This window comes from Marinobacter xestospongiae, assembly GCF_023156385.1.
Lineage (GTDB): Bacteria > Pseudomonadota > Gammaproteobacteria > Pseudomonadales > Oleiphilaceae > Marinobacter > Marinobacter xestospongiae.
In genome coordinates, this window is record NZ_JAKZAK010000001.1 from 130,820 (window position 1) to 154,810 (window position 23,991).

At 60.7% G+C, this 23,991-nt stretch carries 22 protein-coding genes; 9 read left to right on the plus strand and 13 right to left on the minus strand.

Translation table 11 applies throughout. From position 1 onward, the window contains the following. Positions 1 to 912 carry a LysR family transcriptional regulator gene (locus MLD24_RS00615; protein ID WP_248163187.1) on the minus strand — a complete coding sequence of 304 codons (912 nt, stop codon included), beginning with the start codon at positions 910 to 912 and terminating at the stop codon, positions 1 to 3. Between the two features lie 169 nt (positions 913 to 1,081). On the opposite strand from MLD24_RS00615, the gene MLD24_RS00620 reads away from it, so the two are divergent. Next, a complete protein-coding gene (locus MLD24_RS00620; protein WP_248163188.1) occupies positions 1,082 to 1,723 on the plus strand; it encodes an NAD(P)-dependent oxidoreductase in 642 nt (213 codons plus the stop codon). 84 nt (positions 1,724 to 1,807) lie between these two features. Further along, positions 1,808 to 2,572: a type 1 glutamine amidotransferase domain-containing protein gene (locus MLD24_RS00625; RefSeq protein ID WP_248163189.1), complete on the plus strand. Its 765-nt coding sequence runs from the start codon at positions 1,808 to 1,810 to the stop codon at positions 2,570 to 2,572. A gap of 41 nt (positions 2,573 to 2,613) precedes the next feature. Here the strand turns inward: MLD24_RS00625 and MLD24_RS00630 are convergent, their stop codons facing one another. The 3 genes from MLD24_RS00630 to MLD24_RS00640 all read right to left on the minus strand — a co-directional run bounded on the left by MLD24_RS00630 (position 2,614) and on the right by MLD24_RS00640 (position 4,870). Further along, positions 2,614 to 3,066 (minus strand): hypothetical protein, encoded by a 453-nt coding sequence (locus MLD24_RS00630; protein WP_248163190.1) that lies wholly within the window; start codon positions 3,064 to 3,066, stop codon positions 2,614 to 2,616. Next, the gene (locus MLD24_RS00635) at positions 3,059 to 3,616 is read right to left on the minus strand and encodes a hypothetical protein (RefSeq protein ID WP_248163191.1); all 558 of its coding nucleotides are present in this window, start codon (positions 3,614 to 3,616) and stop codon (positions 3,059 to 3,061) included. Before MLD24_RS00635 ends, MLD24_RS00630 begins: the two co-directional genes overlap by 8 nt. 81 nt (positions 3,617 to 3,697) lie before the next feature. After that, positions 3,698 to 4,870 (minus strand): MFS transporter, encoded by a 1,173-nt coding sequence (locus tag MLD24_RS00640; protein WP_248163192.1) that lies wholly within the window; start codon positions 4,868 to 4,870, stop codon positions 3,698 to 3,700. Between the two features lie 127 nt (positions 4,871 to 4,997). Here MLD24_RS00640 and MLD24_RS00645 point away from each other — a divergent pair, with 127 nt between their 5' ends. From MLD24_RS00645 to MLD24_RS00660, 4 genes are all read left to right on the plus strand, one after another. Beyond that, positions 4,998 to 5,966 carry a LysR family transcriptional regulator gene (locus MLD24_RS00645; RefSeq protein ID WP_248163193.1) on the plus strand — a complete coding sequence of 323 codons (969 nt, stop codon included), beginning with the start codon at positions 4,998 to 5,000 and terminating at the stop codon, positions 5,964 to 5,966. A 179-nt stretch (positions 5,967 to 6,145) separates the two neighbouring features. Next, positions 6,146 to 6,913 (plus strand): sterol desaturase family protein, encoded by a 768-nt coding sequence (locus tag MLD24_RS00650; protein ID WP_248163194.1) that lies wholly within the window; start codon positions 6,146 to 6,148, stop codon positions 6,911 to 6,913. After that, positions 6,910 to 7,500 (plus strand): Crp/Fnr family transcriptional regulator, encoded by a 591-nt coding sequence (locus MLD24_RS00655; protein ID WP_248163195.1) that lies wholly within the window; start codon positions 6,910 to 6,912, stop codon positions 7,498 to 7,500. The genes MLD24_RS00650 and MLD24_RS00655 overlap by 4 nt, the downstream gene beginning before the upstream one ends. A 72-nt stretch (positions 7,501 to 7,572) precedes the next feature. Next, the gene (locus tag MLD24_RS00660) at positions 7,573 to 8,019 is read left to right on the plus strand and encodes a methyltransferase family protein (RefSeq protein ID WP_227174172.1); all 447 of its coding nucleotides are present in this window, start codon (positions 7,573 to 7,575) and stop codon (positions 8,017 to 8,019) included. A 6-nt stretch (positions 8,020 to 8,025) separates the two neighbouring features. On the opposite strand, the gene MLD24_RS00665 is transcribed toward MLD24_RS00660, so the two are convergent. Continuing rightward, complete coding sequence (locus tag MLD24_RS00665) at positions 8,026 to 8,925, minus strand: LysR family transcriptional regulator (RefSeq protein WP_248163196.1); 900 nt, start codon at positions 8,923 to 8,925, stop codon at positions 8,026 to 8,028. A gap of 371 nt (positions 8,926 to 9,296) precedes the next feature. Here MLD24_RS00665 and MLD24_RS00670 point away from each other — a divergent pair, with 371 nt between their 5' ends. The 3 genes from MLD24_RS00670 (at position 9,297) to MLD24_RS00680 (ending at position 12,816) form a co-directional block, all read left to right on the plus strand. Continuing rightward, entirely contained in the window at positions 9,297 to 10,196 is a 900-nt protein-coding gene (locus tag MLD24_RS00670) for an NmrA family NAD(P)-binding protein (protein WP_248163197.1), read from the plus strand. A gap of 253 nt (positions 10,197 to 10,449) precedes the next feature. Further along, positions 10,450 to 11,952, plus strand: coding sequence for a tyrosinase family protein (locus MLD24_RS00675; protein ID WP_248163198.1), 1,503 nt, complete (start codon positions 10,450 to 10,452; stop codon positions 11,950 to 11,952). A 51-nt stretch (positions 11,953 to 12,003) separates the two neighbouring features. After that, positions 12,004 to 12,816, plus strand: a complete 813-nt coding sequence (locus tag MLD24_RS00680; RefSeq protein ID WP_248163199.1) for a copper chaperone — start codon at positions 12,004 to 12,006, stop codon at positions 12,814 to 12,816. A gap of 99 nt (positions 12,817 to 12,915) precedes the next feature. Here MLD24_RS00680 and MLD24_RS00685 read toward each other — a convergent pair whose 3' ends face one another. The 8 genes from MLD24_RS00685 to MLD24_RS00720 form a co-directional block, all read right to left on the minus strand. Then, complete coding sequence (locus tag MLD24_RS00685) at positions 12,916 to 13,809, minus strand: hydroxymethylglutaryl-CoA lyase (RefSeq protein WP_248163200.1); 894 nt, start codon at positions 13,807 to 13,809, stop codon at positions 12,916 to 12,918. Next, positions 13,806 to 15,821: an acetyl/propionyl/methylcrotonyl-CoA carboxylase subunit alpha gene (locus tag MLD24_RS00690; RefSeq protein ID WP_248163201.1), complete on the minus strand. Its 2,016-nt coding sequence runs from the start codon at positions 15,819 to 15,821 to the stop codon at positions 13,806 to 13,808. The genes MLD24_RS00685 and MLD24_RS00690 overlap by 4 nt, the downstream gene beginning before the upstream one ends. Before the next feature lie 3 nt (positions 15,822 to 15,824). Then, a complete protein-coding gene (locus tag MLD24_RS00695) occupies positions 15,825 to 16,616 on the minus strand; it encodes an enoyl-CoA hydratase/isomerase family protein (protein ID WP_227174186.1) in 792 nt (263 codons plus the stop codon). A gap of 11 nt (positions 16,617 to 16,627) precedes the next feature. Next, a complete protein-coding gene (locus MLD24_RS00700) occupies positions 16,628 to 18,235 on the minus strand; it encodes a carboxyl transferase domain-containing protein (protein ID WP_227174187.1) in 1,608 nt (535 codons plus the stop codon). 17 nt (positions 18,236 to 18,252) lie between these two features. Continuing rightward, the gene (locus MLD24_RS00705) at positions 18,253 to 19,422 is read right to left on the minus strand and encodes an isovaleryl-CoA dehydrogenase (RefSeq protein WP_248163202.1); all 1,170 of its coding nucleotides are present in this window, start codon (positions 19,420 to 19,422) and stop codon (positions 18,253 to 18,255) included. A gap of 67 nt (positions 19,423 to 19,489) precedes the next feature. Further along, positions 19,490 to 21,169, minus strand: a complete 1,680-nt coding sequence (locus tag MLD24_RS00710; RefSeq protein WP_248163203.1) for an AMP-binding protein — start codon at positions 21,167 to 21,169, stop codon at positions 19,490 to 19,492. An 86-nt stretch (positions 21,170 to 21,255) separates the two neighbouring features. Further along, on the minus strand, positions 21,256 to 21,669 hold the full coding sequence (locus MLD24_RS00715) for a MerR family transcriptional regulator (RefSeq protein WP_227174193.1): 414 nt from the start codon (positions 21,667 to 21,669) through the stop codon (positions 21,256 to 21,258). A 165-nt stretch (positions 21,670 to 21,834) separates the two neighbouring features. Then, complete coding sequence (locus tag MLD24_RS00720) at positions 21,835 to 23,844, minus strand: bifunctional 2',3'-cyclic-nucleotide 2'-phosphodiesterase/3'-nucleotidase (protein ID WP_248163204.1); 2,010 nt, start codon at positions 23,842 to 23,844, stop codon at positions 21,835 to 21,837. Positions 23,845 to 23,991 lie beyond the last annotated feature (147 nt).

Consider the following 23,991-nt stretch of genomic DNA (forward strand, 5'->3'; position numbering starts at 1 on the left):
TCACTCATCCCAATACGGTTCATCCCCTCCCAGGTACTCCAGCGCAAACTCCAGGAACACCCGTACCTTCGCCGGTAGATACTGCCGCTCGGGAAAAACCGCATACAGAGTGTGGTCGGGGATGCGGTGGGTCGGGAACAGGTCAACCAACTGCCCCGATTTAACCAGGGGGCCGGCGACAAAGGTTGGCAGCCGGCCGACACCGATGCCTTCGAGGACGGCGGCAAGGATCGCTTCGCTGTTGTTGACGCGATAGCTGCCGGTTACTTCAACGGTTTCTGCAGCTCCATCGTGCTCAAACGTCCAGATATTGGCGTCCCGGGAGTAGCTGAACAAAATACAGTTGTGTTCGGTCAGGTCGGCAGGGGTGCGCGGCAGTGGGTGCTCCTGACCGTAATCCGGTGATGCAAAGACGGCCTGTCTCAATGGCGCCAGCTTGCGGGCCACAAGTGCCGAATCCGGCAGCCCACCGAAGCTGCTCCGAATGGCAATGTCGATGCCGTCGGCAACCAGGTCCACAGGGCGGTCGTCCATTATGAGCTCGATATCGAGCTTGGGGTAACGCTTCAGGAGCTTGGGGATCAGCGGGGCAATGTGGAGCCGTCCAAAGGACATAGGGCTGCTGATCTTCAGCTTGCCCTGAGGTTCCCCCTGCAGCTGTGCAACAGCGTCCTCCGCCTGACTCGCTGCCCGCAATGCCTGTTCCGCGTGTTCGAAATAGCGTTCCCCGGCTTCCGTCAGGCTGAGCTTGCGTGTGGTCCGGTAGAGGAGGCGAACGCCAAGCTCCTGCTCGAGCTGGTTGATGCGTTTGCTCACCGCCGACTTGGAAACACCGAGTGCGCGCGCCGCCGCTGAAAACCCACCGCCCTTCACCACCGCAACAAAGGCTGGAATGGCCCCGAATCCGTTCATCTATTCGCCCTATTGTGGAATTTTAATCAACAGTAATTTTCCATTCTAGTGGATTATCGATTTTTGGGAAACGGGATAAAGTTCTCTGCGTCAACCAACGGGCCCGTCGCGGGCCGCAAGGGCGGCGTAGAGCGCCACCTCGAAATCATATTCAAAAGGAGTTCCTCCAATGAAAATTACCGTACTGGGTGCCGCAGGAAACGTAGGTCGTCGGGTTGTCGCGGAGGCGCTTGCCCGAGGGCATGAGGTGTCAGCGGTTGTTCGTGATGCCCGGACTTTTGAGGCGTTGCCGGAGGCTGCCATTGCCAAGGCGGGCGATGCTACCGACCCGTTTGACGTTGCCAGGCTGACGGCGGGCCAGGATGTTGTCGTTAACGCGACCCGGCCGCCGGCGGGTGATCGCGAACGAGTGTTTGAGTTCACCCGGTCGCTGATGTCCGGGGTTGCCCGGAGCAAGGTTCGGCTGATTGTGGTCGGTGGTGCTGCAACCCTGACCGTGCCCGGGACGGGCGGTCGAACGGTGATGGAAGATGCGAGCTATTTGCCGGTCTCAGCTCGACACATTGGTCGGGCCAGTGCCGATCAGCAGGAGGCCTGCCAGGCAGAAAGCACGGTGGACTGGGTTTACCTCAGCCCGCCTGCAAATCTGGTTGCCGGCGAGCGGACCGGTCAATACCGCCTGGGCACGGACGAACTGGTCGTTGATTCCGATGGCAACTCCAGTATCTCCATTGAGGATTTGGCTGTCGCCCTGATCGACGAGGCGGAAGCCCCTCGACATCACCAGCAACGATTCACGGTCGCCTACTGATTGCCAGGCAGAGCGACGTCAGAGGCTCTTTTTTGATCTCTATCGACCTGTTTGTGAACTTGTACCTGATCACCGGAGTGAACCATGAAGCACCTAATCAGTATTGCCCTGCTGTTTGTTGCCCTGCTTACCACCAACCTTGCCCATGCCGGAGGCTCAGACAAAGACCCGGAAAAGATACTCATTGTTCTGACCAGCCATACCGAACTGGGGAATACCGGCAAGAAAACGGGGTTCTGGTTGCCGGAACTTACCCACCCCTACTACGAGTTTACTGAGGCCGGCTACACCGTGGATGTTGCCAGTATTGAAGGCGGCATGGCTCCGGTCGATGCCAAGGCGTTCAGAGAAGAAGATGAGTTCCATCAGGTATTCCTGAATGACGCGGAGTTAATGGCAAAAGTGATTCGCAGCATTCCGTTGGCGGAGGTTGATCCGGAGGACTATCGCGCTGTTATGTTTGCCGGAGGCTCTGGGCCGATGTGGGACTTTCCCGAAAACGACGACATCAGCCGTATCTCTGCTGCAATCTATGAGAACCAGGGTGTTGTGTCTGCGGTATGTCATGGCAATGCTGCGCTGGTCAATCTGCGACTGTCCAGTGGTGAGTTGCTGGTGGCGGGCAAGCGCGTTGCTGCATTCACCAATGAGGAAGAGGCTTCGTTGGGCACGACCGATGTGGTTCCCTTCCTGCTGCAGGACGAACTGGTCGAGCGTGGCGCCACTCATGTCTATGGCGCAGCCTGGGAAGAAAACGTGGTTATCGATGGCCGTCTGGTGACCGGCCAGAACCCGGCTTCCGCCCAGAAGGCTGCGCAGAATGTCATTCAGATGCTCCAAGGTAGCTAGCGATTCTTGTCGGATTTGGCTGTCGGTATCTCACTATAGTGTCACTTGGGCTTCGGGGGAGCAGAGGGCGCGGCAGCGTCGCTGACAGCCTGGCTGGCCCCCCGTTGCATTCGGTAGTGCCCATAAAACAGCCCCAGACTGATCAGTGCCGGCACGGTCACCCCGGCAAAATCCACCAGCAGGTATTCGGGCCCGCAGAGGCCCGTGGCAACTTCCAGGACATGAAAGATCGCGTGACCGACCAGCCAGGTGGTGGGGAGCGCCCATAGCAGCAGCCGATGTCGGGCGTTGAGGGCGCCGTAGGCAAACGCCACGCCCATCAGCAGGTACTGGATGCCGATGTCTCGCACAAAGTGCTGATTGAACGAGCCCCGCACCGGTACGCCGGGCACGGTCCAGTACCAGGTTTCGGGCGCCACCAGCATGAACACGCCATTGGCGAACAGGGCCAGCCCGAGGATAAGCGCTATTACGGTGATCAGTTGCTTAACCATGTTGCGCCTCCGCTGAGCGGGTTGGAGCCAATGTCTGGTCGTTGACCTGGACACGGCTACAGGTGTGTCCGTACCCCAGGGTGTATTTCAGTGCGGGGTAGACCCGGGATGAACTGATGCTGTAGGCGATGGCGATCAGGCCTTTGCTGCCCCACAGGGCGCGGATCTGCTCCCGCAACTCATCCGCTTCCGGGTTGTGGGCCAGTACCAGTTCGGTAAAGCGGGCCACCAGGGCGGTGCTTTCCGGCAGGTTGTCCAGGTCCATGTCCACCATGGCGCGCACCCGATCCGGGCTCACCTTGGCTTCCAGCGCCATGTTCACCACCAGTTGCGTGCAGGGGCCGCAATCGTCCCAGATGATCGCCCTCACCCTGGCGGCAAACAGCGGTTCCGCAGGGACTTTTGCCGAATGGGCCGCCATCATCTGAAAGCCCAGGTATTTCAGGAACGCGGGCAGGTCGGTCTGCAGGATTTCCTGCATGTAGCGAACGTCATAGTTGTATCGCCGGTGCATGGCCATCAGCATCTTGTTCAAGAAATATCGGATCATGTTGCTACCTTCTGTGATGTAGGGGGTTGATGTAGAGGGTGATGTAGGGAATGACGAATCAGGGGGTTGGTTTGTGACCGGCTATGGCGAAAGCGGTACGGCGCCCATCGGAGTGTCCTGGGCCTGAACGGGCCGTATCAGCAACACAAAGCTCATCAAGAAAATGCCTGCACAGCTATAGAGCATGACCGAAAAGCTGTCGCGCTCGAGCAGGCTGGCAGCGAGCAGGGGACCGGACGCCATTCCGACGTAAGCGGTGAGTCCGGCCATGGCCAAAAGTCGCCCGGTGCGGTCCATGTCTGCGGTAACCGCCAGCAGGAACGACTGCACCGCGGGCCAGGCGAAGAACAGCAGCGCCATCGCCGCCACATAGAGGACGGTGTGTTGGGCGTAGTCCAGCAGAACAGCAGCAACCATCGACATCGCCAGACCGGTGGTCACCCAGAACAGGCGCCCAAAGCGTTTGCCACTGATCACCGGCAGCATGGCGCCCAACAGCCCCAGCAAGCCGGTCGCGGCGATGTACTGGCTGACCGACTCGGCCGCCATGCCCGCATCACGGCCGATCAGTCCCACGTAGGCCCAGATCCCGCTGGCCGCTACCTGGTAGCCGAGGATGGCCAGCAGCAGTAGCGTCGTATTGGCTGGCAAGGGGGAGGATGGTTCGGTTGAACTGCTATCGAGCCGCAGGGTGGGCAGGAACGGCAGCAACATCAGGCTTAGAGCCGCCAGGGTCGCCATCACGTAGAACACGGCGTGGGCGCCAAGGGCGATTTCCAGCCCCGGCAGCAGGTAGATAACCACGGAGCCCAGGCTGAACTGCACGAACATCAACAGGCCGAATGCCCGGTCGGGGTCGTTCAATCGCGCCAGCACCGCAAGCCCGATGCCGACACAGAGCCCGCCCAGCACGCCGGCGCCAAAGCGCCAGCCGAGCAGCAACGGGTAGGGCTCGACCCAGGCGGTGGCCAGGTCAACCATGGCCAGTAGCGTCAGGAAGGTCAGCATGGCGTATTGCCATTGCACCCGGCGTATCAGGGCAATCGCAATGGCACTGCCCAGCAAGCCGCCGTAACCGTTGAGCGCAACGATCTGCCCGGCCTGGGCGTCACTGAAGCCGATGTTTCCCGCGAGCGCATTAACGACGCCGGGCAGGAAGTTGATGTAGGCAAGGCCTGCCATAGCAACAAATGCCAGAAGGCAGTAGGCCAGGGTGCCGGTGGTGGCTATGGGATTGGGATCATGATGTTTCAACGGTTTTCCCCAGACAGGTACGTGGTTGGCAAACGAATTCTAGGCACCTGAAAGCTCGGGAAAATCGGCCTGTCACCCCAAACAGTCGTGAATAATGTTCATGATTCTTTGTTGCTATACTGGTCTGATGGACAAGTTACGGTCACTGGAAATTTTTATCGCCACCTGTGATGGCGGCAGTTTCGCGGCAGCAGCCAGGCTGTGTGGCAGCGATCCCTCCACCGTCAGTAAAGCCATTGGCCGCCTGGAAGCCCAGTTGGGGCTGACACTGTTCCAGCGTTCAACCCGGCAACTGCGGATTACCGCCGCTGGCGAGCGTTACGCCAGCACCGTGCGCAAGATGATGCAGGACCTCTCAGGTTGTGAAGAAGAGCTCAAGCAGATCAACCGCTCGCCCAGCGGCACCCTGCGCATCAGTTCCGCTGTCTGCTACGGCCACCTCTATCTGCGCCCCTTGTTGCGGGCGTTCTGCCTTCAGTATCCGGACATCCGTCTGGAACTTGAAATCAATGACCTGCATGCAGACATCATCGACAACGACATCGATGTGGCACTGCGAACCGGCTATGTAAAAGACAGCCGTCTGGTGGCCCGACGACTTAGCCCGATGGACTTCCTGGTCTGCGCGTCGCCCCGGTATCTGGAGGAGTGCGGTATACCCCGTCGTCGCGAAGATTTTCACTCCCATTCCTGGATTGGTTTTCGCATCAAGGAGACTCAGCAGCTACAGCCAATCTTCCTGCCCGATGAGACCTGGGAGTACCAGCCCTATGAACTGGAACGCCGCTATCTCACCGATGATGGTGAAGCCATGGCGTACATGTGCGCCGACGGTCTTGGCTTTGCCCAGTTGCCGCACTTCCTCGCCAAGGACGGGCTGGACAGCGGTGCCCTGGTGTCGCTGTACCCCTACTACCGGCCCCCGGAGCCTGGCAGCGGTGTGTTTGCCATCTATCCCAAGCGTGACTACCTGCCGGCCAAAGTCCGGGTGTTCATCGATTTTCTGACCGATGCATTGGCAGCGCGGGGAGAGGATGCCAACCATACCTGGGCGGAGAGCTGGGAGCCGGTTGTAGGAATGCCAAAGCACGCCTGATAGGGCGTTGGTGCGGGTGGATACATGCAGGCGAATACGCCTGCCGACGGGGTTGTGAACGATAAAGTCGTTTCTATCGATACTTAAGGTAGTGCTCGGTACAACCTTTCCTCAAAAACTTCAAACAGATCGCCGAAAGCCGAGACTTCTCTTCTGGAGATATTCATAGGGGGACAGGGATGCTTGAGGTTATCGTCATTGTGTTTGTGGCGTGCTTTGTTTTGGAGCGAATCATACCGGGATGGCGGCTGCCGAAAATCCGTAGCTGGCCCTGGCGGGTCGTGCTGGTGAATGCCATCCAGCTGGGGGTGGTTCTGTTGGCGGGGGTTACCTGGGAAACGTGGTTATCCGGGGCTTCGGTGGTCTCACTCTCCCATTACCTGTCGCCATTGGCTGGCGGTGCTCTGGCCTACTTTATCGCTACATTTGTGTTCTACTGGTGGCATCGCTGGCGCCATGAGTCAGACGTGCTTTGGCGCTTCTTTCACCAAATTCACCACAGCCCCAGACGGCTTGAGGTCATCACGTCGTTCTACAAGCACCCCGGCGAAATGGTGGTGAACTCCATCATCGGTAGTCTGCTCGTCTACGCGTTTCTGGGCCTGTCCGTTGAAGCGGGCGCTATCTACACCTTCTTTACTGCCATTGGTGAGTTCTTCTACCACACCAACGTCAGAACGCCCCGCTGGATCGGCTACGTATTCCAGAGGCCAGAGATGCATCGGATTCACCACCAGTTCGGTCGTCACAAGAACAACTATGGCGATATCGTATGGTGGGATATGCTCTTCGGCACCTATGAGAATCCGGAAACCTGGGACGGCAAGTGCGGCTTCACTCCCGAACGGGAAGAGCGTCTGTTTGAGATGTTGTGTTATCGGGATGTTCATAAACAGCGTGCCGTCTTGGCGGAGAAGTCCGTCTTTGAGTCTGGGGAGTCGGGATGAACGATGGTGAATTTCGCCGATTAACGGCTCGTCTATCAAGCGTTGTGTCGTTCAGCCGGGTCGACCTGGAAGCTGCCTACTCACACTTCGCATTTCACACTTACGCCCCTGGTGAATATGTCTTCTCCAGCGGTGATGTTGTCCGGCACGTCTACTTCGTGATGGAGGGTATCGGGCGCTATTTCTACATCGATGCGGGTGGCAAGGAGCGGAACAAGTCGCTGGTTCGGGCTGGTGGTGCTTTTGCCAGTATCAGCAGTTGTGTCAGTGATATGCCGAGCCCATTTTTCACCCAGGCCATTACCCGTTGTACGACCGCATCAATCGAGTACCGCGCCCTGATAGAGCTGTCCCAAGGTAACCGTAACTGGGCAGAGTTCGTGCGCAAGCTCTATGAGAATCTGGTTCTGAAAAAGGAGAAGCGTGAGGCGGCTTTCCTGCTGTTGAATGCCAGGGAACGGTATGAGCAGTTTCTGGCAGAGTTTGCTGAGGATTGCGAGCAGGTTCCACTGCGGCAGGTGGCGATGTATCTCGGGGTGACGGACGTGACGTTGTCGCGGATACGACGGGAGATGGGCTTAACCTAGGTTAAGGTACCTGAGGCTGTACGGAGGTACTTTGGCGCTCCACTCAATGGCGAGTTGTTCTGGAGCGTTATCATGAGAAAGCTGTTGCCGCCGGTCCTTTTCCTGGTATTTGTGATTGCGATGGCCCTGTTGTGCTGGAGTATGGGGTTCTCTCATCCCATTGGCTTCCCCTATAACCTGGCCGGGCTGGTTGTCGCCGCCGCAGGGCTGGCTTTGTCGATAGCGGGCAAAAACCTGTTCAAACGGCGACACACCAACATACTGACCTTCAATGAACCGGATGTTCTGGTTACCGAGGGTGTGTTCGGGCACACGCGAAACCCCATGTATCTCGGCTTTGCCATCGCCCTGATTGGCTTTGCGATACTGCTGGGTGGCGCAGCTTCCTCTTTCCTGCTGGCTGGGCTGTTTGTGCTCATCACCGACCGGTGGTACATCGCGTTTGAAGAGAACGCCATGCGCCGACGGTTCGGAGCGGAATACGACGAGTATTGCCGGCGTGTGCGGCGGTGGGTCTAGGACGTCTCACAACGCCTGAGCAATGTCGACAATCAGCTGACGAAGCCATTGATGGGCCGGGTCGTAGTGCTGTCGCTCGTGCCAGATGAGGGATGGCGTCATGGGCTCAATGCGGATCGGCGCTTCAAGGATCTCAATGGCCGTCGACCGGGCCAATCGAATAGCTAGCTTGCGTGGCATTGTCAGGATCAGATCACTTTCCGCGACGATCGTCGGGGCAACCAGAAAGTGCGGTGTTCGCACCGCGATTCTCCGGGTGAGTCCGTGTTTAGACAGGGCCTCGTCAACACTACTCCTGCCTTGGCCGGTGATGATGACCGCCAGGTGCGACAGCGCTGCGAAGTTATGCAGGTTCAGCCCCTCGGCGAGCACCGGGTGACCCTGGCGTACGACGCATACAAAATCCTCATGATAGAGCGAGCGGCAGTGGAACCTTGCCGGCAGGTCTCGAAATGACCCGATGGCCAGATCGGCGCCTCCCTGGGCGATCAGTGCCACGTTATCTCCCGACGGAGGGGGTATCACCAGGTCTATCCCTGGCGCGAGTACTGCGAGCTTGGATGTCAGCGTCGGCATCAACAGCAGTGCCAGGTGATCGGCACTCGCGATGGTAAGGCGACCGGAGGCCGTTGCGGGATCGAACTCGGTGGGTGCAACGATGGCCCGGGCATCATCCAGCAGTTTTGTCACCAACTCCGACAGAGCCATCGCTCGCGGCGTCAGTTCCCATCCGGTTGCCGTTCGCACGAGCAGTTGATCGTTCAGCAACCGCCGCAGCCTTCCCAGGCCCCGGCTCGCAGCCGGTTGGCTGAGCCCGAGCCGTTGACCGGCGCGCGTCACGCTGCCCTCCTTGAGCAAGGCGTCAAACAGCTTCAGCAGGTTCAGGTCGACCTTAGCGATATCCATTTATGGTATGCCCGATATAATTTTCATGCATTTCTCATATGTCGGCGAAGTCTATAGGGTTTCGGACATCGAATCCATCAAGGTCGAAGGAGCCTCTGATTAACTCCGGATCACCTCTGGCCTTCAGAGCGGTTCACACTCAAGGCGCGGCTTTGCAGGAAGGCTGGCTGCCTTTCAAAAAGTCGCAACACCGAGTGTGGATCGCTCTGAAGGCCCCGAAGGGCGCGTTCTGAGGGCTGCATCTGCGGCGTTGCGGCCCTTGCCAAGGGCTGCGGCCATTACCTGCGGACCGCGCCTTGCAGCTGCAGCCCTCAGATCGCGCAGAGGCGATTCGGAGTTAATCAGAGGCTCCTTAACATCAGGAGAAGACGATGAGCCAAACCGAATTGTACGTTGTGACGGGTGCCACCGGCCGTACCGGCGCCGCTGCGGCCAGTGCCTTACTGAGCGCTGGCAGGCGGGTGCGGGTTGTTGTGCGGGATGAATCAAAAGGAGCGTACTGGAGCGCACGTGGTGCGGAAGTGGCTGTTGCCGAGTTTGCCGATCACGAGTCTCTGGTCCGGGCGCTGTCTGGCGCTGATGGGGCCTATATCGTCAGTCCGCCGCAGTATGCCTCGGATGAGCTGTTCTCGCAGGCCGAGATCATGGCCCGCGCCATCGCCAAGGCGGCGACAGACGCCAGTTTGCCGAAACTGGTGGCGCTGTCTTCCATTGGTGCGGAACAACCAGGCGGTACCGGCTGGATTGCCATGAATCGCGGGCTCGAGCACCACCTGGGCAGCACCGGCTTGCCTGTCGCCTTTCTGCGGGCGGCCTACTTCATGGAGAACTGGCAACCTCTGGTGAAGGTGGCTGTGGCACAGGGCCAACTGCCCAGCTTTCTTGCACCATTGGAGCGGGCCATCGCGATGATCGCGACCGATGACATCGGACGAATCGCCGCAGATGTGCTGACAGAAACCTGGAATGGCGAGCGGGTCATTAACCTGGAAGGCCCTGCCAGGTATGCGCCTTGTGACGTTGCCAACCACCTTTCCAAGTCACTGGGGAAGCCGATAGCGGCTGCGCCAATACCGCAAACGGATTGGGCACAATACGTATCGGGGCAGGGCTTCTCGGTACCGGCCGTCGATGGGTTTGTCGAGATGACTCAAGGACTTAACTCTGGACACATTGGCTTTAATGATCAACCAAACGCAGAGCATCGCCGGGGCGTTGTGAGGCTTGGCGAGGTTATTGACTCAATGCTTGATCATCCGGGGCGTACGTAACTCGTTGATGTTGATTAACCTTCAAGGAACCGCTGATGAACTCGGAATCGCCAGTGCGAGATCGGCGGGCGGTAAGGTGGCAGGTGGCGGTCCTTGGCACAGGCCGCCACTTGAAGCCGGCGGGTTATGGACTAGTTTGAAAGTTACACCCTACGTCAGCAGGTAGTGGCTCAGTAGGTCCGCGAATTAACCAGACGGAACACTGGTCGATGGTCGCGACGTCAATGTCATGTCGAGTTAAGGAGAACCTGTCATGTCGAGCAGACTACGTACCAACCTAGTTGGCCAATCCACTACCAACCCAGCCGACCCCATCTACTGGTATGAAAAAGCCGTCAGCCGGATGCGGGGGCGAGATATATCCGATCCCAAAAGCTGGGGGTGGTGGGCGGCCGTCCACCAGTATTATTTTGAGTCCCCTTTCTGGCACGCTACTTACGACGATGACAAACCCTGGGTTACCGGGCTGGAGAACGGTATCAGGCCCGGTGATCTGGAGTTTCTGGGCAAGTGCCCGCACGGATCGTTCTATTTTCTGGCCTGGCACAGGCAATACCTGCTGGCGTTCGAAAATGTGATTCGTTCTGTGCTCAGTGAGCTGCCTGGCGCACCGGACAACTGGGCCTTGCCCTACTGGGACTACACCACATCCGGTACCGAGAATATGGTCATCCCGGAGTCGTTTCTGGATCAGAGTACAGCGCTGTATTTTCCGGGCAGGCATCACAACAATCTGGATTTCTATGCAGGCACTGTCGAGAGTGTCAGCGATGAGCCTTTCTTTGAGTTCGGTGGAAGTCAATCTGGCAGTGGCGGCTCACTGGAGGGCACTCCGCACAATGTCATTCACAATGGTGTTGGCGGGGCGATGGGGGATACCAGAACGGCAGGCCTTGACCCGATCTTCTATCTCCATCACGCCAACATCGATCGACTCTGGGCAATCTGGACCGAGCTTGGCGGTGAGGTGCTGATTGATGACCGGGTTCCCTATCCGGGTATCGAATATGCTTTCAAGTGGTTCCATAGTGGCGGCCTCAAGGACGTCAGTCTGTTGTTGGAGGATTTTTCCAGCACCAGGGATATTGTGATCCGTGCGCCTGATTCGAGTGTGATTGAAACGATCAGCTATGAGTATGCACCGGCAAGCGGTTTGTCCCGGTTCATACAGGACGTTCAGGATAACCGGGCTCCGGAAGCCAGTGTCGCGGCTCTGACTTCTGGTAAGGATGTGAAACCGATGGCTGTCAGAAAATCCAGTGACATCAATACCCTGATCGTCGGCAATGTGAACAGGCCGATGACGATTTCTGATCAACCAAAGGCCGAAACCCTGCAGGTCCTCGAGGAAAAATCCTTCCGCAATACCCTGAGCCTGTGTCAGGCGAGCAATACTGCCACTCAGATCAGGGGGGCCAAGGTAAAGCTGGAGGGTGTGGTCACAGACGGAATTCCCATCAACTATCGGGTGACGTTGTATGAACACGATGCTGGCGGGCAGAAAACGGGGAATCAGTGGGAGTTGGGCGTGGTTTCCTTTTTCGGCTCTACGCTGTTGAACGGCAAAACCCAGCTGTTTGACGGTGCGCCAATGTCCACCACCGTTCGTGTACCCAAGCAACACATCGTTGATATCTGCCAGCACTTGCTGGCCAATGGCCACCTGACAGTGCAGTTGGAACCGGACGGTGAAACGACAGGTTGTGGCGTCGTGACCATCCAGAAGATTTCACTGGAATTCCATTCCGTGGCCTGACGCCGGCGGGCGCCGCCTGAGTAGGCTGCGCCCGCTGCCTGGGAGTCTGTTATGGCTTTTCTCGCCAAAGTCCCGTTGTTGTCCCGTTACCAGCCCGGCTGGATGGCCTCGGTTCTGAAGACCCTTGGAATCGATCTGGACTACATCGGTAAGTTCAGGGTCAGTGCTGGGCTGTTTGTCGCTCTGTTTGTTGCTGCTTGGGGATCGCTGGCGTATGCGGCGTTTGCCAGCAACATGCATGTCATGTCTGGCCACGCACCTGGGCACGCCAGTCATGGCGGCGTACTGAGCCTGATGTTGATGGTGCCGGCCATGATGCTGCCGATGATTGCCGGGCACCTGCTTCATATCGCCCGCTCATTGAATCCCCGGCATCGCCTCCCGGCCATGAGCTTCTTTTTTGTCTGTTACACCGGCGGTTGGGCCCTCCTGCTGATGGGCGCACTTTGGTTGGCCTCTGCACTGTCATCGGCTGTGGCGGCCCCTTTTGTACTGCTTGATTGGCTGGCCATTGCCCTGTTTATTGCCGCTGGATTCTGGGGAAAACACCCTGCCAACAAGGCGTTCAGGAATCGCTGTGGCCGCTATGGCGTTGTGCATGTCACCGGCTTCAAGGTGTATCGCAGTATGGCAAGCTATGCCGGAGAGGTTTGGCTCCGGTGTGTGCTTGAGTGTGGTCTGGTGATGGTGGCCATGGTGCTCATGGTTGGACACAGCTTACTGCTGATGGTGCTGATGACGGCGCTGCTGCTTACTGATCGCTATCTTGTGGTTAGCAAGAACAGGAGTGTGAGTGACGGCTGGATCGCCATTGGCGTCTGGCTGTTGGTGTCGCAGGTCACCGGGGCTCCCCACCCGTTTTAAGGAAACAGCTGTCGCCCGGGCTCGCGCAGTGAAAGAGGCTCCCAAGCTCTGGACTCACCGGGCAAAGTACCACCAGTCGGTACTTTGCCCGATTCTGGCCTACATCCTGAAGGTCTTGCCAACCCTCGACGGGTTATCCCTTTCCAGGAAATCGCAGATTTCATTTCCCACTGCCGCCAGGGCTTCAAGGTCGATGCCGGTGTCGAAACCTTCACCGTCCAGCAGGTACAGCACATCTTCGGTGGCGACGTTGCCAGTGGCACCATTGGCATAAGGACAACCGCCGAGGCCGGCGACGGCGCTGTCGAAGATGCGGATGCCCCGTTCCAGCGAGGCGTAGATGTTGGCCACGGCCTGGCCACGGGTGTCGTGGCAATGCAGGGCCAGCTTCTTCACCGGCAGGAGCGGTAGCACTGCATCCAGCAGCGCATGAATCTCTTTGGGGCGGGCGACGCCGATGGTGTCGCCCAGGGAAATTTCATCGGCCCCCAGGGCCAGCAGCTGTTCCACCACCGGTGCCACCTGGGATGGCTGGATGGCGCCCTCATAGGGGCATCCGACCACGCAGGAGACGTAGGCGCGCAGACGTTTGCCGGCAGCCTTGGCACCTTCCGCAACCGGCCGGAAGCGTTCGATGCTCTCCGCGATGGTGCAGTTGATGTTGCGCTGGGTGAAGCTTTCCGAGGCGGCGGTGAAGACCGCGCAGACATCGGCATCGGCCGCCAGGGCGCCCTCCAGGCCTTTCTGGTTCGGTGTCAGCACTTCCACCGACAGGCCGTCACGGCGTTTGATACCGGCAATGACCTGGTCGGTGTTGGCCATTTGCGGTACCCACTTGGGGGACACGAAACTGCCGGCCTCGATGCGATCAAGGCCGGTGCCGGCGAGGGCGTTGAACCAGCGGGCGCGGACGTCCGCCGGTACCGGGGTGGCCTCGTTCTGGAGGCCGTCCCGCAGTCCCATTTCCACCAGGGTGACGAACTCCCGGCTCATGACGCCTCCTCAGCTTCGAACTCCACCAGCACCTGACCGGAGCCGACGTTGTCGCCCTCGTTGCAGTGTACGGCGGCGATGGTGCCTTTGACCGGTGCGCGCAGGGTGTGTTCCATTTTCATCGCCTCAAGCGCAACCAGCGAGGTGCCGGCGTCCACGGTGTCGCCGGGCTGGCAGGTAACCGCAGTGATGCGGCCGTGCATCGGTGCCTTGAGCTGGCCGTCGCCCGCGGCATCACCGGCCTGTTCTTCGGGATGGTTGACCAGCGCTTCCCAGTGGACGGCGTTGGCAAAGACCCCCAGGCGCTCGCCGTGGGCAGCCCAGCCCAGCTTCACGGTACGGCCATTGAGGCGGACAATGACGCCGTCGCTATCCGGGTCATCCCGCCAGTTGAGTGCGATGGAGCGGTCTTCGCTGTCCAGTTGCACCTTGCCGTGGCCGGTGGATTCCAGCCAGTAGTGCAGAGTGTCGTCCTCGCTGCCGATGCGCAGTTCACAGCGCTGACTGCAGGGCCCGCCCAGGCGGTAGCTGTCGCCGGCGGTCCACGGAGAGGTCCAGCGGGAGGCGGCTTCGTCCAGCAGCGCGGAGTTGGTTGCGCGGTACCAGGCCAGCCAGCTCAGTGCCATCTGTTCGCGATGATCGAACGCCTGTTTGGCCAGTGAGTCGGCCTGCTGTTCAATGAAATGGGTGGTCAGCCGGCCCTCGGCAAACTCGGTGTGTTCCAGCACCCGACAGACATAGTCGATGTTCAGGGTCACACCCAGGGCTCGGTAGTGGGCGAGGGCGTCCACCAAGCGCTGGCGGGCCTCATCACGGGTGTGGCCATAGGCGATGACCTTGGCCAGCATGGGGTCGTACCAGGGGGTGATCTCCTGCCCCTGGCACACGCCCGAATCCACCCGCACCCCCGGCAGCTTGTCCGGCTCGCTCAGGCTGAACAGGGTTCCGGTGACCGGCAGAAAGTCGTTGTCCGGGTCTTCGGCGTACACCCGGGCTTCCATGGCATGGCCTCTGTAGTGCAGGGCGTCCTGGCTCCAGGGCAGGGTTTCGCCCTGGGCCACCTTGAGCTGCCATTCCACCAGATCGAGGCCGGTGATCAGCTCGGTGACCGGGTGTTCCACCTGCAGCCGGGTGTTCATTTCCATGAAGTAGAAGCCGGCGCCGGGCTCGTAGAGAAACTCGACGGTACCGGCACCGACGTATCCGATGGCCTCACCGCAGCGAACCGCGGCTTCGCCCATCTCCCGGCGGACGTCGTCCGGAATGTTGGGCGCGGGTGCTTCCTCAATGATTTTCTGGTGTCGACGCTGCACCGAGCAGTCGCGATCAAACAGGTAGCGGCCGTTGCCGTGCTTGTCGAACATCACCTGGACTTCGACGTGGCGCGGGTTCTCCAGGTAGCGCTCAATCAACAGATGAGGATCGCCAAAGCTTGAGGTGGCCTCACGCTGGGCGGCCGCCACGGCGTCGTCCACTTCCGCCAGCGAACGCACCACCCGCATGCCCTTGCCACCACCACCGGCACTGGCTTTGATCAGGAGCGGGAATCCGGTGTGCTCGGCCTCCTGGCGGAACCTGTCGGCGCTCTGGTCATCGCCGTGATAGCCCGGCACCAGGGGCACGCCGGCTTTCTCCATCAGCGCCTTGGCGGCACTCTTGGAACCCATGGCGGCGATTGAGGCCGCCGGCGGACCAACAAAGTGGATACCTTCGGCCTCGCAGCGTTCTGCCAATTCTGTGTTTTCGGACAGAAAACCGTACCCCGGGTGGATGGCGTTGGCGCCGGTCTTGCGGGCCGCGTCGAGGATGTGATCGACCTTGAGATAGCTCTCAGAGGCGGCTGCCGGACCAATGCAGACCGCCTCGTCGGCGAAGTCGACAAACGGCGCCCGGGCGTCGGCCTCGGAGTAAACCGCAACGCAGCGAATGCCCATGGTCTGTGCGGTCTTCATGACGCGCAGGGCGATCTCGCCCCGGTTGGCAACCAGCAGAGTGTGAATGTGTTGAGTCATGGTTTACTCCTGAATCCAGCTCGGTGCGCGCTTCTCCAGGAAGGCGCTCAGCCCTTCCTGACCTTCGTCGCTGGTGCGCAGGTGGGCAATCAGGTCCGCGGTGTAGCGGATCAGCTCTTCGTCCGGCTGGTTGTGGCCGGTACGGGCAATCAGTTCTTTGCAGGCGCCAAGGGCCTGAGGGCTGTTCTTCAGCAGCCGGTCCACCAGTCGGTTGACGGTATCGTCGAGAGACTCGGCGGTCACGGTCTCGTGGACCAGCCCCAGATCGACGGCCCGGGTGGCGGAGATTTCCTCGGCGGTGAGGAAATAGCGCCGGGCCTGGCGGGCACCCAGTACCCGGATGACGTAGGGGCCGATGGCCGCCGGTGCCAGTCCGAGGCGGACCTCGCTGAGGCAGAAACGGGCATCGTCGGAGGCAATGGCGATGTCACAGGCGCTCACCAGACCCACGGCGCCGCCAAAGGCCGCTCCCTGTACCCGCGCGATGGTCGGTTTGGGGGACAGGTCGATGGCCTTGAGCATGCCGGCCAGGGCGCGGGCGTCTTCCCGGTTCTCGTCCGCGCTCAGGGTGGCGGTGTGTTTCATCCAGTTGAGGTCGGCCCCGGCGGAGAAGTGCTTGCCATCGCCGGCCAGCACAATCACCCGGCAGGCGGGATCTTCTGACGCCAGCTTCACCGCGTCGGTGAGGGCGCGGATGATGTCGGCATCGAAGGCGTTGCGCTTGTCCGGCCGGTTGAGGGTAATTCGTGTCACACCCCGGGCATCGGTTTCGTAACGTACGGCGTTGTCACTCATGGTTGCCTCCATCACATTCTGAAGATGCCGAAGCGGGTGTCTTCGGGCGGTGCATTGAGCGCGGCAGACAGACTCAGGCCCAGCACCCGGCGGGTGTCAGCCGGATCGATGATGCCGTCGTCCCACAGCCGCGCACTGGCGTAGTAGGGGCTGGACTGGCGTTCGAACTGGTCGATCACCGGCTGCTTGAAGGCTTGCTCCTCGTCGTCGGACCAGCTCTCGCCGCGGCGTTCGATGCCGGTGCGTTTGACGTCCGCCAGCACACCGGCGGCCTGCTCGCCACCCATCACTGCGATACGGGCGTTGGGCCACATGAACATGAAACGGGGCTTGTAGGCGCGGCCACACATGCCGTAGTTGCCGGCCCCGAAACTGCCACCGATCACCACGGTGAGTTTGGGCACCCGGGCGCAGGCCACCGCGGTCACCATCTTGGCGCCGTGCTTGGCAATGCCTTCGTGCTCGGCGTCTTTGCCCACCATGAAGCCGGTGATGTTCTGCAGGAAGATCAGCGGAATGCCCCGCTGGCTGCACAGCTCAATAAAGTGGGCGCCTTTCTGGGCGGACTCCGAAAACAGGATGCCGTTGTTGGCGACGATGCCCACCGGCATGCCGTACAGGTGGCCGAAACCACAGATCAGCGATTTGCCGTAGTTGGCCTTGAACTCGTCAAACTCCGAACCGTCCACCAGCCGGGCGATCACTTCCTTGACGTCGTAGGGCGTACGCAGGTCACTGGGAATCAGGCCATACAGGTCCTCGGCCGGGTACAGCGGCTCTACTGGCTCTCGCAGGGCCATGTGGTCCGGGCGTTTGTAGTTGAGGTTGGCGATGCAGCGGCGGGCCCGCTCCAGCGCTTCCGCCTCGGTGTTGGCGTAGTGGTCGGCCACCCCGGAGATGCCGGTGTGGACGTCGGCGCCACCCAGGTCTTCGGCACTGACGGTCTCGCCGGTCGCCGCTTTGACCAGCGGCGGGCCGGCCAGGAAGATCGAGCTCTGGCCCTTGACCATGATGCTCTCATCCGCCATGGCCGGCACGTAGGCGCCGCCGGCGGTACACAGTCCCAGCACCACCGCAATCTGGGCAATGCCCTTGGACGACATGTTGGCCTGGCGATAGAAGATGTGGCCAAAGTGCTCGGCATCCGGGAAGACTTCGTCCTGCTGGGGCAGGTTGGCACCGCCGGAATCCACCAGGTAGATGCACGGCAGGTGGTTTTCCTCGGCGATGGTCTGGGCGCGGATGTGCTTCTTCACCGTCAGCGGGTAGTAGGTACCGCCCTTCACCGTGGAGTCGTTGGCCACGATCATGCACTCGACGCCGTGAACCCGGCCGATACCGGCGACCACACCGGCGGCGGGTACCTTGTCGTCGTAGACGTCCTCGGCGGCGAAGGCGCCGATCTCAAGGAACGGCGAGCCGGGGTCCAGCACCCGCTGGATGCGGTCCCGGGGCAGCAGTTTGCCGCGGTCGGTGTGGCGCTTCTGGGCCTTTTCACCACCGCCCTGGGCGATGGTGTCGTGGCGGTTGCGAAGTTCTTCCACCAGGGCCTGCATGTGTTCGCGGCGCTGGCGGAATTCCTCGGAATTCGGTTGAACCTGGGTATGGAGAATAGCCATGTGTAACGCCTCTACCCTTAACGGGATTCCTTGAACAGTTCGCGGCCGATCAGCATGCGGCGGATTTCCTGGGTGCCGGCGCCGATTTCATAGAGCTTGGCGTCCCGCAGCAGGCGGCCGGTGGCGTAGTCGTTGATGTAGCCGTTGCCGCCGAGGATCTGGATCGCTTCCAGGGCCATCTTGGTGGCGCGCTCGGAGGTGTAGAGAATGGCGCCGGCGGCGTCCTTGCGGGTGGTCTCGCCACGGTCGCAGGCCTGGGCCACGGCGTAGAGGTAAGAGCGGGAGGCCGCCAGCTCGGTGTACATGTCCGCCAGTTTGCCCTGGATCAGCTGGAATTCGCCGATGGGCTGATCGAACTGTTTGCGCTCGTGAACGTAGGGCACCACGATGTCCATGCAGGCCTGCATGATGCCGACCGGACCACCGGAGAGCACCACCCGCTCGTAATCGAGGCCGGACATCAGCACCTTAACGCCCTGGTTCTCGCCCCCCAGAATGTTCTCTTCAGGAATCTCCACGTCTTCGAAGATCAGCTCGCAGGTGTTGGAGCCGCGCATGCCCAGCTTGTCCAGCTTGGGCCCACGGGAGAAGCCCTTCCAATCCCGCTCGACGATGAACGCGGTGATGCCGTGCGGGCCCTTGGACACATCGGTCTTGGCGTAGATCACGTAGGTGTTGGCATCGGGGCCGTTGGTGATCCACATCTTGCTGCCGTTGAGGATGTAGCGGTCGCCTTTCTTGTCGGCCCGCAGCTTCATGCTCACCACGTCGGAACCGGCATTGGGCTCACTCATGGCGAGGGCGCCAATGTGCTCACCGCTTACCAGCTTGGGCAGGTACTTTGCTTTCTGTTCCGGTGTGCCGTTGCGGTGAATCTGGTTGACGCACAGGTTGGAGTGGGCGCCGTAGCTCAGGCCAATGCTGGCGGACGCGCGGCTGATTTCCTCCACCGCGATCACGTGAGCCAGGTAGCCCATCTCGCTGCCGCCATACTCCTCGCTCACAGTCATCCCCAGCAGCCCCATCTCACCGAGGCGTGGCCACAGGTCGTTGGGGAACTGGTTGTCCTTGTCGGTCTTCTCGGCGATGGGGGCGATGTGGTCTGTGGCAAAGGCGTTGACCTGATCCCGCAGCATGTCGGGCGTTTCGCCGAGGTTGAAGTTGAGGGAGGTGTATTGGCTTTTCATCTGTGTGCTCCGTGGGCCCGCCCGAAAGGGGCGGGCATCTTGTTGTTGGCTTGAATGGATGCCGGGCCTACAGGCTCAGCTCTTCGATGCTGATTTCCCGCATCTTGAATTTCTGGATCTTGCCGGTCACCGTCATCGGGAATTCGTCCACCAGGCGGAAGTAGCGCGGTACTTTGTAGTGGGCGATGTTGGCCTTGCAGAACGCCCGCAGGTCGTCCTCGCTGACGTCCTGACCCTCCACCAGCTTGATCCAGGCCATCACTTCCTCGCCGAAGCGGTCATCGGGGACGCCGATGACCTGGGCGTCAGAGACGGCCGGGTGGGTGTAGAGAAACTCTTCGATTTCCCGTGGGTAGATGTTCTCGCCGCCGCGGATGATCATGTCCTTCATCCGGCCGACGATGGCGACGTAGCCCTCGTCGTCCATGGTGGCCAGGTCACCGGTGTGCATCCAGCGGGTGGCGTCGATGGCTTTGGCGGTGGCTTCCTGGTTGTTCCAGTAGCCCAGCATCACGCTGTAGCCACGGGTGCAGAGTTCGCCCTTTTCACCCCGGGGCACGATGGCGCCGGTGGCCGGATCGACAATCTTCACCTCTAGGTGGGGGTGGATGGTGCCGACGGTGGTGACTCGCTTTTCCAGTGGCGCGGTGGGCTCGGTCTGCAGGCTCACCGGGCTGGTTTCGGTCATGCCGTAGCAGATGGTGACGTCCCGCATGTTCATCTTCTCGATGACCTGCTTCATCACTTCCACCGGGCAGTTGGAGCCGGCCATGATGCCGGTGCGCAGGGTGGACAGATCAAAGCTGGCGAACTCCGGGTGTTCCAGTTCGGCAATGAACATGGTGGGCACGCCGTAGAGCGCGGTGGCTTTTTCCCGCACTACTGCCTTCAGGGTGGCTTCCGGCTCGAAGCCCTCCGAGGGGTAGATCATCGCCGCGCCGTGGGTGATGCAGCCGAGGTTGCCCATCACCATGCCGAAGCAGTGGTACAGCGGCACCGGAATCACCAGCCGGTCCTGCTCGCTGAAGTTCATCCGCCGGGCCACGAACAGCCCGTTGTTGAGGATGTTGTGGTGGGACAGGGTGGCGCCCTTGGGCGCACCGGTGGTGCCGGAGGTGTACTGGATGTTGATGGCGTCGTCGAACTGCAGATCCTGCTGACGGCTCTGGTAATCCGCTTCACTGGTGCTTTCGGCCAGGGCCAGCAGGTCCTGCCAGTGCAGCATGCCCGGGGCTTTGTGATCGGCGTCCAGGCAGATCACGTTCTTCAGGTCCGGCAGCTTGTCGCTGCTGAGGTCACCCTGGCGCTCATCGGCCAGCGCCGGTGCCAGCTCGGTGGTCATGGCGACATAGTCGGAGGTCTTGAACTGGCCCTGCAGGATCAGCGTGGAGGTGCCGGAGTGACGCAGGGCGTACTCGACCTCGTGGAGGCGGTAGCTGGGGTTGATGTTCACCAGGATGGCGCCGATCTTGGCGGTGGCAAACTGGGTAATGCACCACTCGGCGCAGTTGGGGGACCAGATGCCGACCCGGTCACCCTTGCCGACGCCAAGCCCCATCAGCGCGCGGGCGCACTCGTCCACCGCCGCCTGGAGTTCGCGGTAGCTGTAGTGCAGGTCCTGGTGATGGACGATGAGGGCGTCGCTGTCGGGCACCCGCTCCACCGTCTGGTCGAACGCTTCGCCAATGGTCATCCCCAGCAGGGGCGTTTCACTGATTCCACTGATGTAACTGTTGTGTGTTGCCATAACCCACCTTGCTTTTGTGTTTGTATCGGTAAGTTGGAGCGTCGTTGGTTGGGGCTGTTATTGTTTTTGGCGTCTGACCTGGCCGGTCAGTTGCCTCCCTCCGGCTCGGGCTCCAGGTCCTTTAGCGCTTCCAGGCAGCGGTCCTCTGCTGCGTCCAGTTCGTTCTTCATCACTTCGATATCCGCCAGCTGTTGCAGCAGGGCGTCGCGGCTCTGCTGGATCTTGCGGCGCAGGGCGTGCAACTGCGGGACGTTATCGGAGGACGGGTCGTACATCTCGATCAGTTCACGGGACTCCGCCAGGCTGAAGCCCAGGCGCTTGCCCCGCAGAATCAGCTTGAGCTTGACCCGGTCCTGGTCACTGTAGATCCGGGTCTGGCCATTGCGCTCCGGCTCCAGCATGCCCGCTTCCTCATAGAACCGGATGGTGCGGGTGGTGATGTCGAACTCGCGGGCGAGTTCGCTGATGGAGAAGGTGCGCGGTTGACTGCGTTGATTCATTGGTCGTGCCCAAGTTGACGTTAACGTAAAGGTAACGCTGGGCGATTGGGGCGTCAATGCCTGGTGGTGGAATATTGGACAAAAGTGGGATAGGGCGTTCTAGGCGGGTAATGCGGAGAGGGGAACGGGAGGCCAGAGGCGGCCTCCCGGTGCTGCGGTCAGCCTTCAGGGCTGTTGCAGGTTAAGCTCGTAAACGGCCTCGTTGGCGTCGTTCACTTCCAGGAACACGGCTTCCGGCGCCTTGCTGGCGACAAAGCCTTGGGCGCGCTGGGTGTTGGGCACCCGGAACACGATTTCCAGGTCGGTGGCGCTGGTGATCGGGGCGAACGACCAGTTGCCATCGGCGGTTGGGGTGACCGGGCTGTTGGCGCGGATGTAATTGGCCAGCACGTCCCGGTTGGTGTCCGGCGAGTTGATCACGATGTGATCGGCGCCGGTGCCGGGGAATACGCCGCTGTTGGCGCGGTAGTTGTTGGTGGCAATCAGGAACTGCTGGTCGGCGGTGACCGGGTTGCCCTGGTAGCTCAGGCCGAGCACACGCTGGGCGCCGTCGTTGATGATCTGGCAATCACGGTCATAACGGGGCGGCTGGGTGACGTCGATCTGGTAGCTGACACCATCAATAACGTCGAAGTTGTAGGTGGGGAAACCGCTGAAGTTGACCAGTTCCTGACGCTCACTGGAACCCGTGTTGATCTGGAAGAACTGGGACGCGGAGCACTCCAGCCACTGCTGCAGTTCGGCGCCATTGACCTTCACCGCCATCAGGGTATTGGGGTAGAGGTAGAGATCAGCGGCGTTCTTCACTTTCAGCTCACCCTGGGGTACCACGGTGAAGCTGCCTTCGTCAGCGCAGACGCCGTCGCGGTCGCAGGCCTTGAAGGGCGCGGCGGCGGACAGCACCGGCAGGCCGTCCAGGTTGACGTCGCCCTGAATGGCGGCCTCAACGTAGGCTTTCTGGGCATCGCTGACGATCTGGATCGACGGGTCATCCTTCACCACCGCCAGGAAGCTGTAGATATCGTCGGTGGATTCGCCGATGGCCTGGTTCATGAAATCGATGGTGGCCTGGTGGTCGACAACCACCTGGGCCATCAGGTTGGCATCCGGCTCCACCTGCGGGGTGTTATCGGCGAAGATCGGTCGCGCTTCGACGTCACTGGTGCGGACGCTCCACTGGTCGTCGTCGGTGTTGTAGGCCAGGGTCAGGTCAATGATGCCCAGGTGACTGCCCCAGTAGCCGGGCATGACCGCGGGCACCCCCTTGATGGTGCCACGCTCCAGATCCACGCCGTCGGTGTCACTGAAGCTGCTGGAGGGGAACACCAGGTGGCTGTGGCCGAACAGGATGGCGTCGATACCCTCGACATCCGCCAGGTACCAGCTGCTGTTCTCGGCCTTGTTGGCAGGGTCGTAGGCCAGGGTGCTGATGCCGGAGTGGGGAATGGCGATGACCAGATCCGCGCCGTTGGCACGCATCTCGGGCACGTAGCGTTCCGCCATGGCGCGGATGTCCTTGGCGATCACCCGGCCTTCCAGGTTGGCTTTGTCCCACTGCATGATCTGGGGCGGGACAAAGCCGATGAAGCCGACGGTCAGCTCATGGCTGTTGCCATCCCGGTCGGTAACGGACTTGGTCACCAGATGGTAGGGGTCGAAATAGGGCTGATCGTTGTCCGGGTTGCTGTCACCATCGTCGGCGAAGATGTTGGCGCTGATGTACGGGAAGGTGGCGTCGTTGACGCTCTCTGCCAGGAACTCCAGACCGTAGTTGAACTCATGGTTGCCGTAGTTGGCAACATCGTAGCCCATCTGGTTCATTACCTTGTACACCGGGTGGATCTCGCCGGCGGTGATGCCGACGTTGGCGCGCCAGTCGCCCATCGGGCTGCCCTGGATCAGGTCGCCATTGTCGACCAGTACGCTGTTGCCGGCGTGGGCCAGCTCAGCCCGGGCCTGGTTGACCAGGGTGGCGGTGCGAACCAGGCCCACCTTGGGATCGGTTTTGTCGCCGTAGTAGCTGTAGTCCATCACATTGGCGTGGATGTCGGTGGTTTCCATGACCCGCAGGTCGACCGTTGCGACCTTGGCATCGTCGTCATCGCTGCCGCAGCCAGCCAGGGTCAGGGAGGTGATTGCCGACGCCAACAGCAATGCACGGGTGGGGGTGTACATAGGGTCCGCTCCTTAATGGGTCCGTAAAGCGACTCACTGTCGCGGTTGTCGATGACCGGGTCATGAAACTCCGGTGACGGTGGGGTGACAGTGTCCGGAAAAGTGTTTCATAAAGAGTGGGTTGGGTAGGTATAAACCCGTATCCGG

What these genes read in the sequence shown, in the direction of transcription:
- MLD24_RS00615 (WP_248163187.1), bottom strand. Translation starts at nt 912, where the DNA reads ATGAACGGATTCGGGGCCATTCCAGCCTTTGTTGCGGTGGTGAAGGGC.
- MLD24_RS00620 (WP_248163188.1), top strand. Translation starts at nt 1,082, where the DNA reads ATGAAAATTACCGTACTGGGTGCCGCAGGAAACGTAGGTCGTCGGGTT.
- MLD24_RS00625 (WP_248163189.1), top strand. Translation starts at nt 1,808, where the DNA reads ATGAAGCACCTAATCAGTATTGCCCTGCTGTTTGTTGCCCTGCTTACC.
- MLD24_RS00630 (WP_248163190.1), bottom strand. Translation starts at nt 3,066, where the DNA reads ATGGTTAAGCAACTGATCACCGTAATAGCGCTTATCCTCGGGCTGGCC.
- MLD24_RS00635 (WP_248163191.1), bottom strand. Translation starts at nt 3,616, where the DNA reads ATGATCCGATATTTCTTGAACAAGATGCTGATGGCCATGCACCGGCGA.
- MLD24_RS00645 (WP_248163193.1), top strand. Translation starts at nt 4,998, where the DNA reads ATGGACAAGTTACGGTCACTGGAAATTTTTATCGCCACCTGTGATGGC.
- MLD24_RS00650 (WP_248163194.1), top strand. Translation starts at nt 6,146, where the DNA reads ATGCTTGAGGTTATCGTCATTGTGTTTGTGGCGTGCTTTGTTTTGGAG.
- MLD24_RS00655 (WP_248163195.1), top strand. Translation starts at nt 6,910, where the DNA reads ATGAACGATGGTGAATTTCGCCGATTAACGGCTCGTCTATCAAGCGTT.
- MLD24_RS00660 (WP_227174172.1), top strand. Translation starts at nt 7,573, where the DNA reads ATGAGAAAGCTGTTGCCGCCGGTCCTTTTCCTGGTATTTGTGATTGCG.
- MLD24_RS00665 (WP_248163196.1), bottom strand. Translation starts at nt 8,925, where the DNA reads ATGGATATCGCTAAGGTCGACCTGAACCTGCTGAAGCTGTTTGACGCC.
- MLD24_RS00670 (WP_248163197.1), top strand. Translation starts at nt 9,297, where the DNA reads ATGAGCCAAACCGAATTGTACGTTGTGACGGGTGCCACCGGCCGTACC.
- MLD24_RS00675 (WP_248163198.1), top strand. Translation starts at nt 10,450, where the DNA reads ATGTCGAGCAGACTACGTACCAACCTAGTTGGCCAATCCACTACCAAC.
- MLD24_RS00680 (WP_248163199.1), top strand. Translation starts at nt 12,004, where the DNA reads ATGGCTTTTCTCGCCAAAGTCCCGTTGTTGTCCCGTTACCAGCCCGGC.
- MLD24_RS00685 (WP_248163200.1), bottom strand. Translation starts at nt 13,809, where the DNA reads ATGAGCCGGGAGTTCGTCACCCTGGTGGAAATGGGACTGCGGGACGGC.
- MLD24_RS00690 (WP_248163201.1), bottom strand. Translation starts at nt 15,821, where the DNA reads ATGACTCAACACATTCACACTCTGCTGGTTGCCAACCGGGGCGAGATC.
- MLD24_RS00695 (WP_227174186.1), bottom strand. Translation starts at nt 16,616, where the DNA reads ATGAGTGACAACGCCGTACGTTACGAAACCGATGCCCGGGGTGTGACA.
- MLD24_RS00700 (WP_227174187.1), bottom strand. Translation starts at nt 18,235, where the DNA reads ATGGCTATTCTCCATACCCAGGTTCAACCGAATTCCGAGGAATTCCGC.
- MLD24_RS00705 (WP_248163202.1), bottom strand. Translation starts at nt 19,422, where the DNA reads ATGAAAAGCCAATACACCTCCCTCAACTTCAACCTCGGCGAAACGCCC.
- MLD24_RS00710 (WP_248163203.1), bottom strand. Translation starts at nt 21,169, where the DNA reads ATGGCAACACACAACAGTTACATCAGTGGAATCAGTGAAACGCCCCTG.
- MLD24_RS00715 (WP_227174193.1), bottom strand. Translation starts at nt 21,669, where the DNA reads ATGAATCAACGCAGTCAACCGCGCACCTTCTCCATCAGCGAACTCGCC.
- MLD24_RS00720 (WP_248163204.1), bottom strand. Translation starts at nt 23,844, where the DNA reads ATGTACACCCCCACCCGTGCATTGCTGTTGGCGTCGGCAATCACCTCC.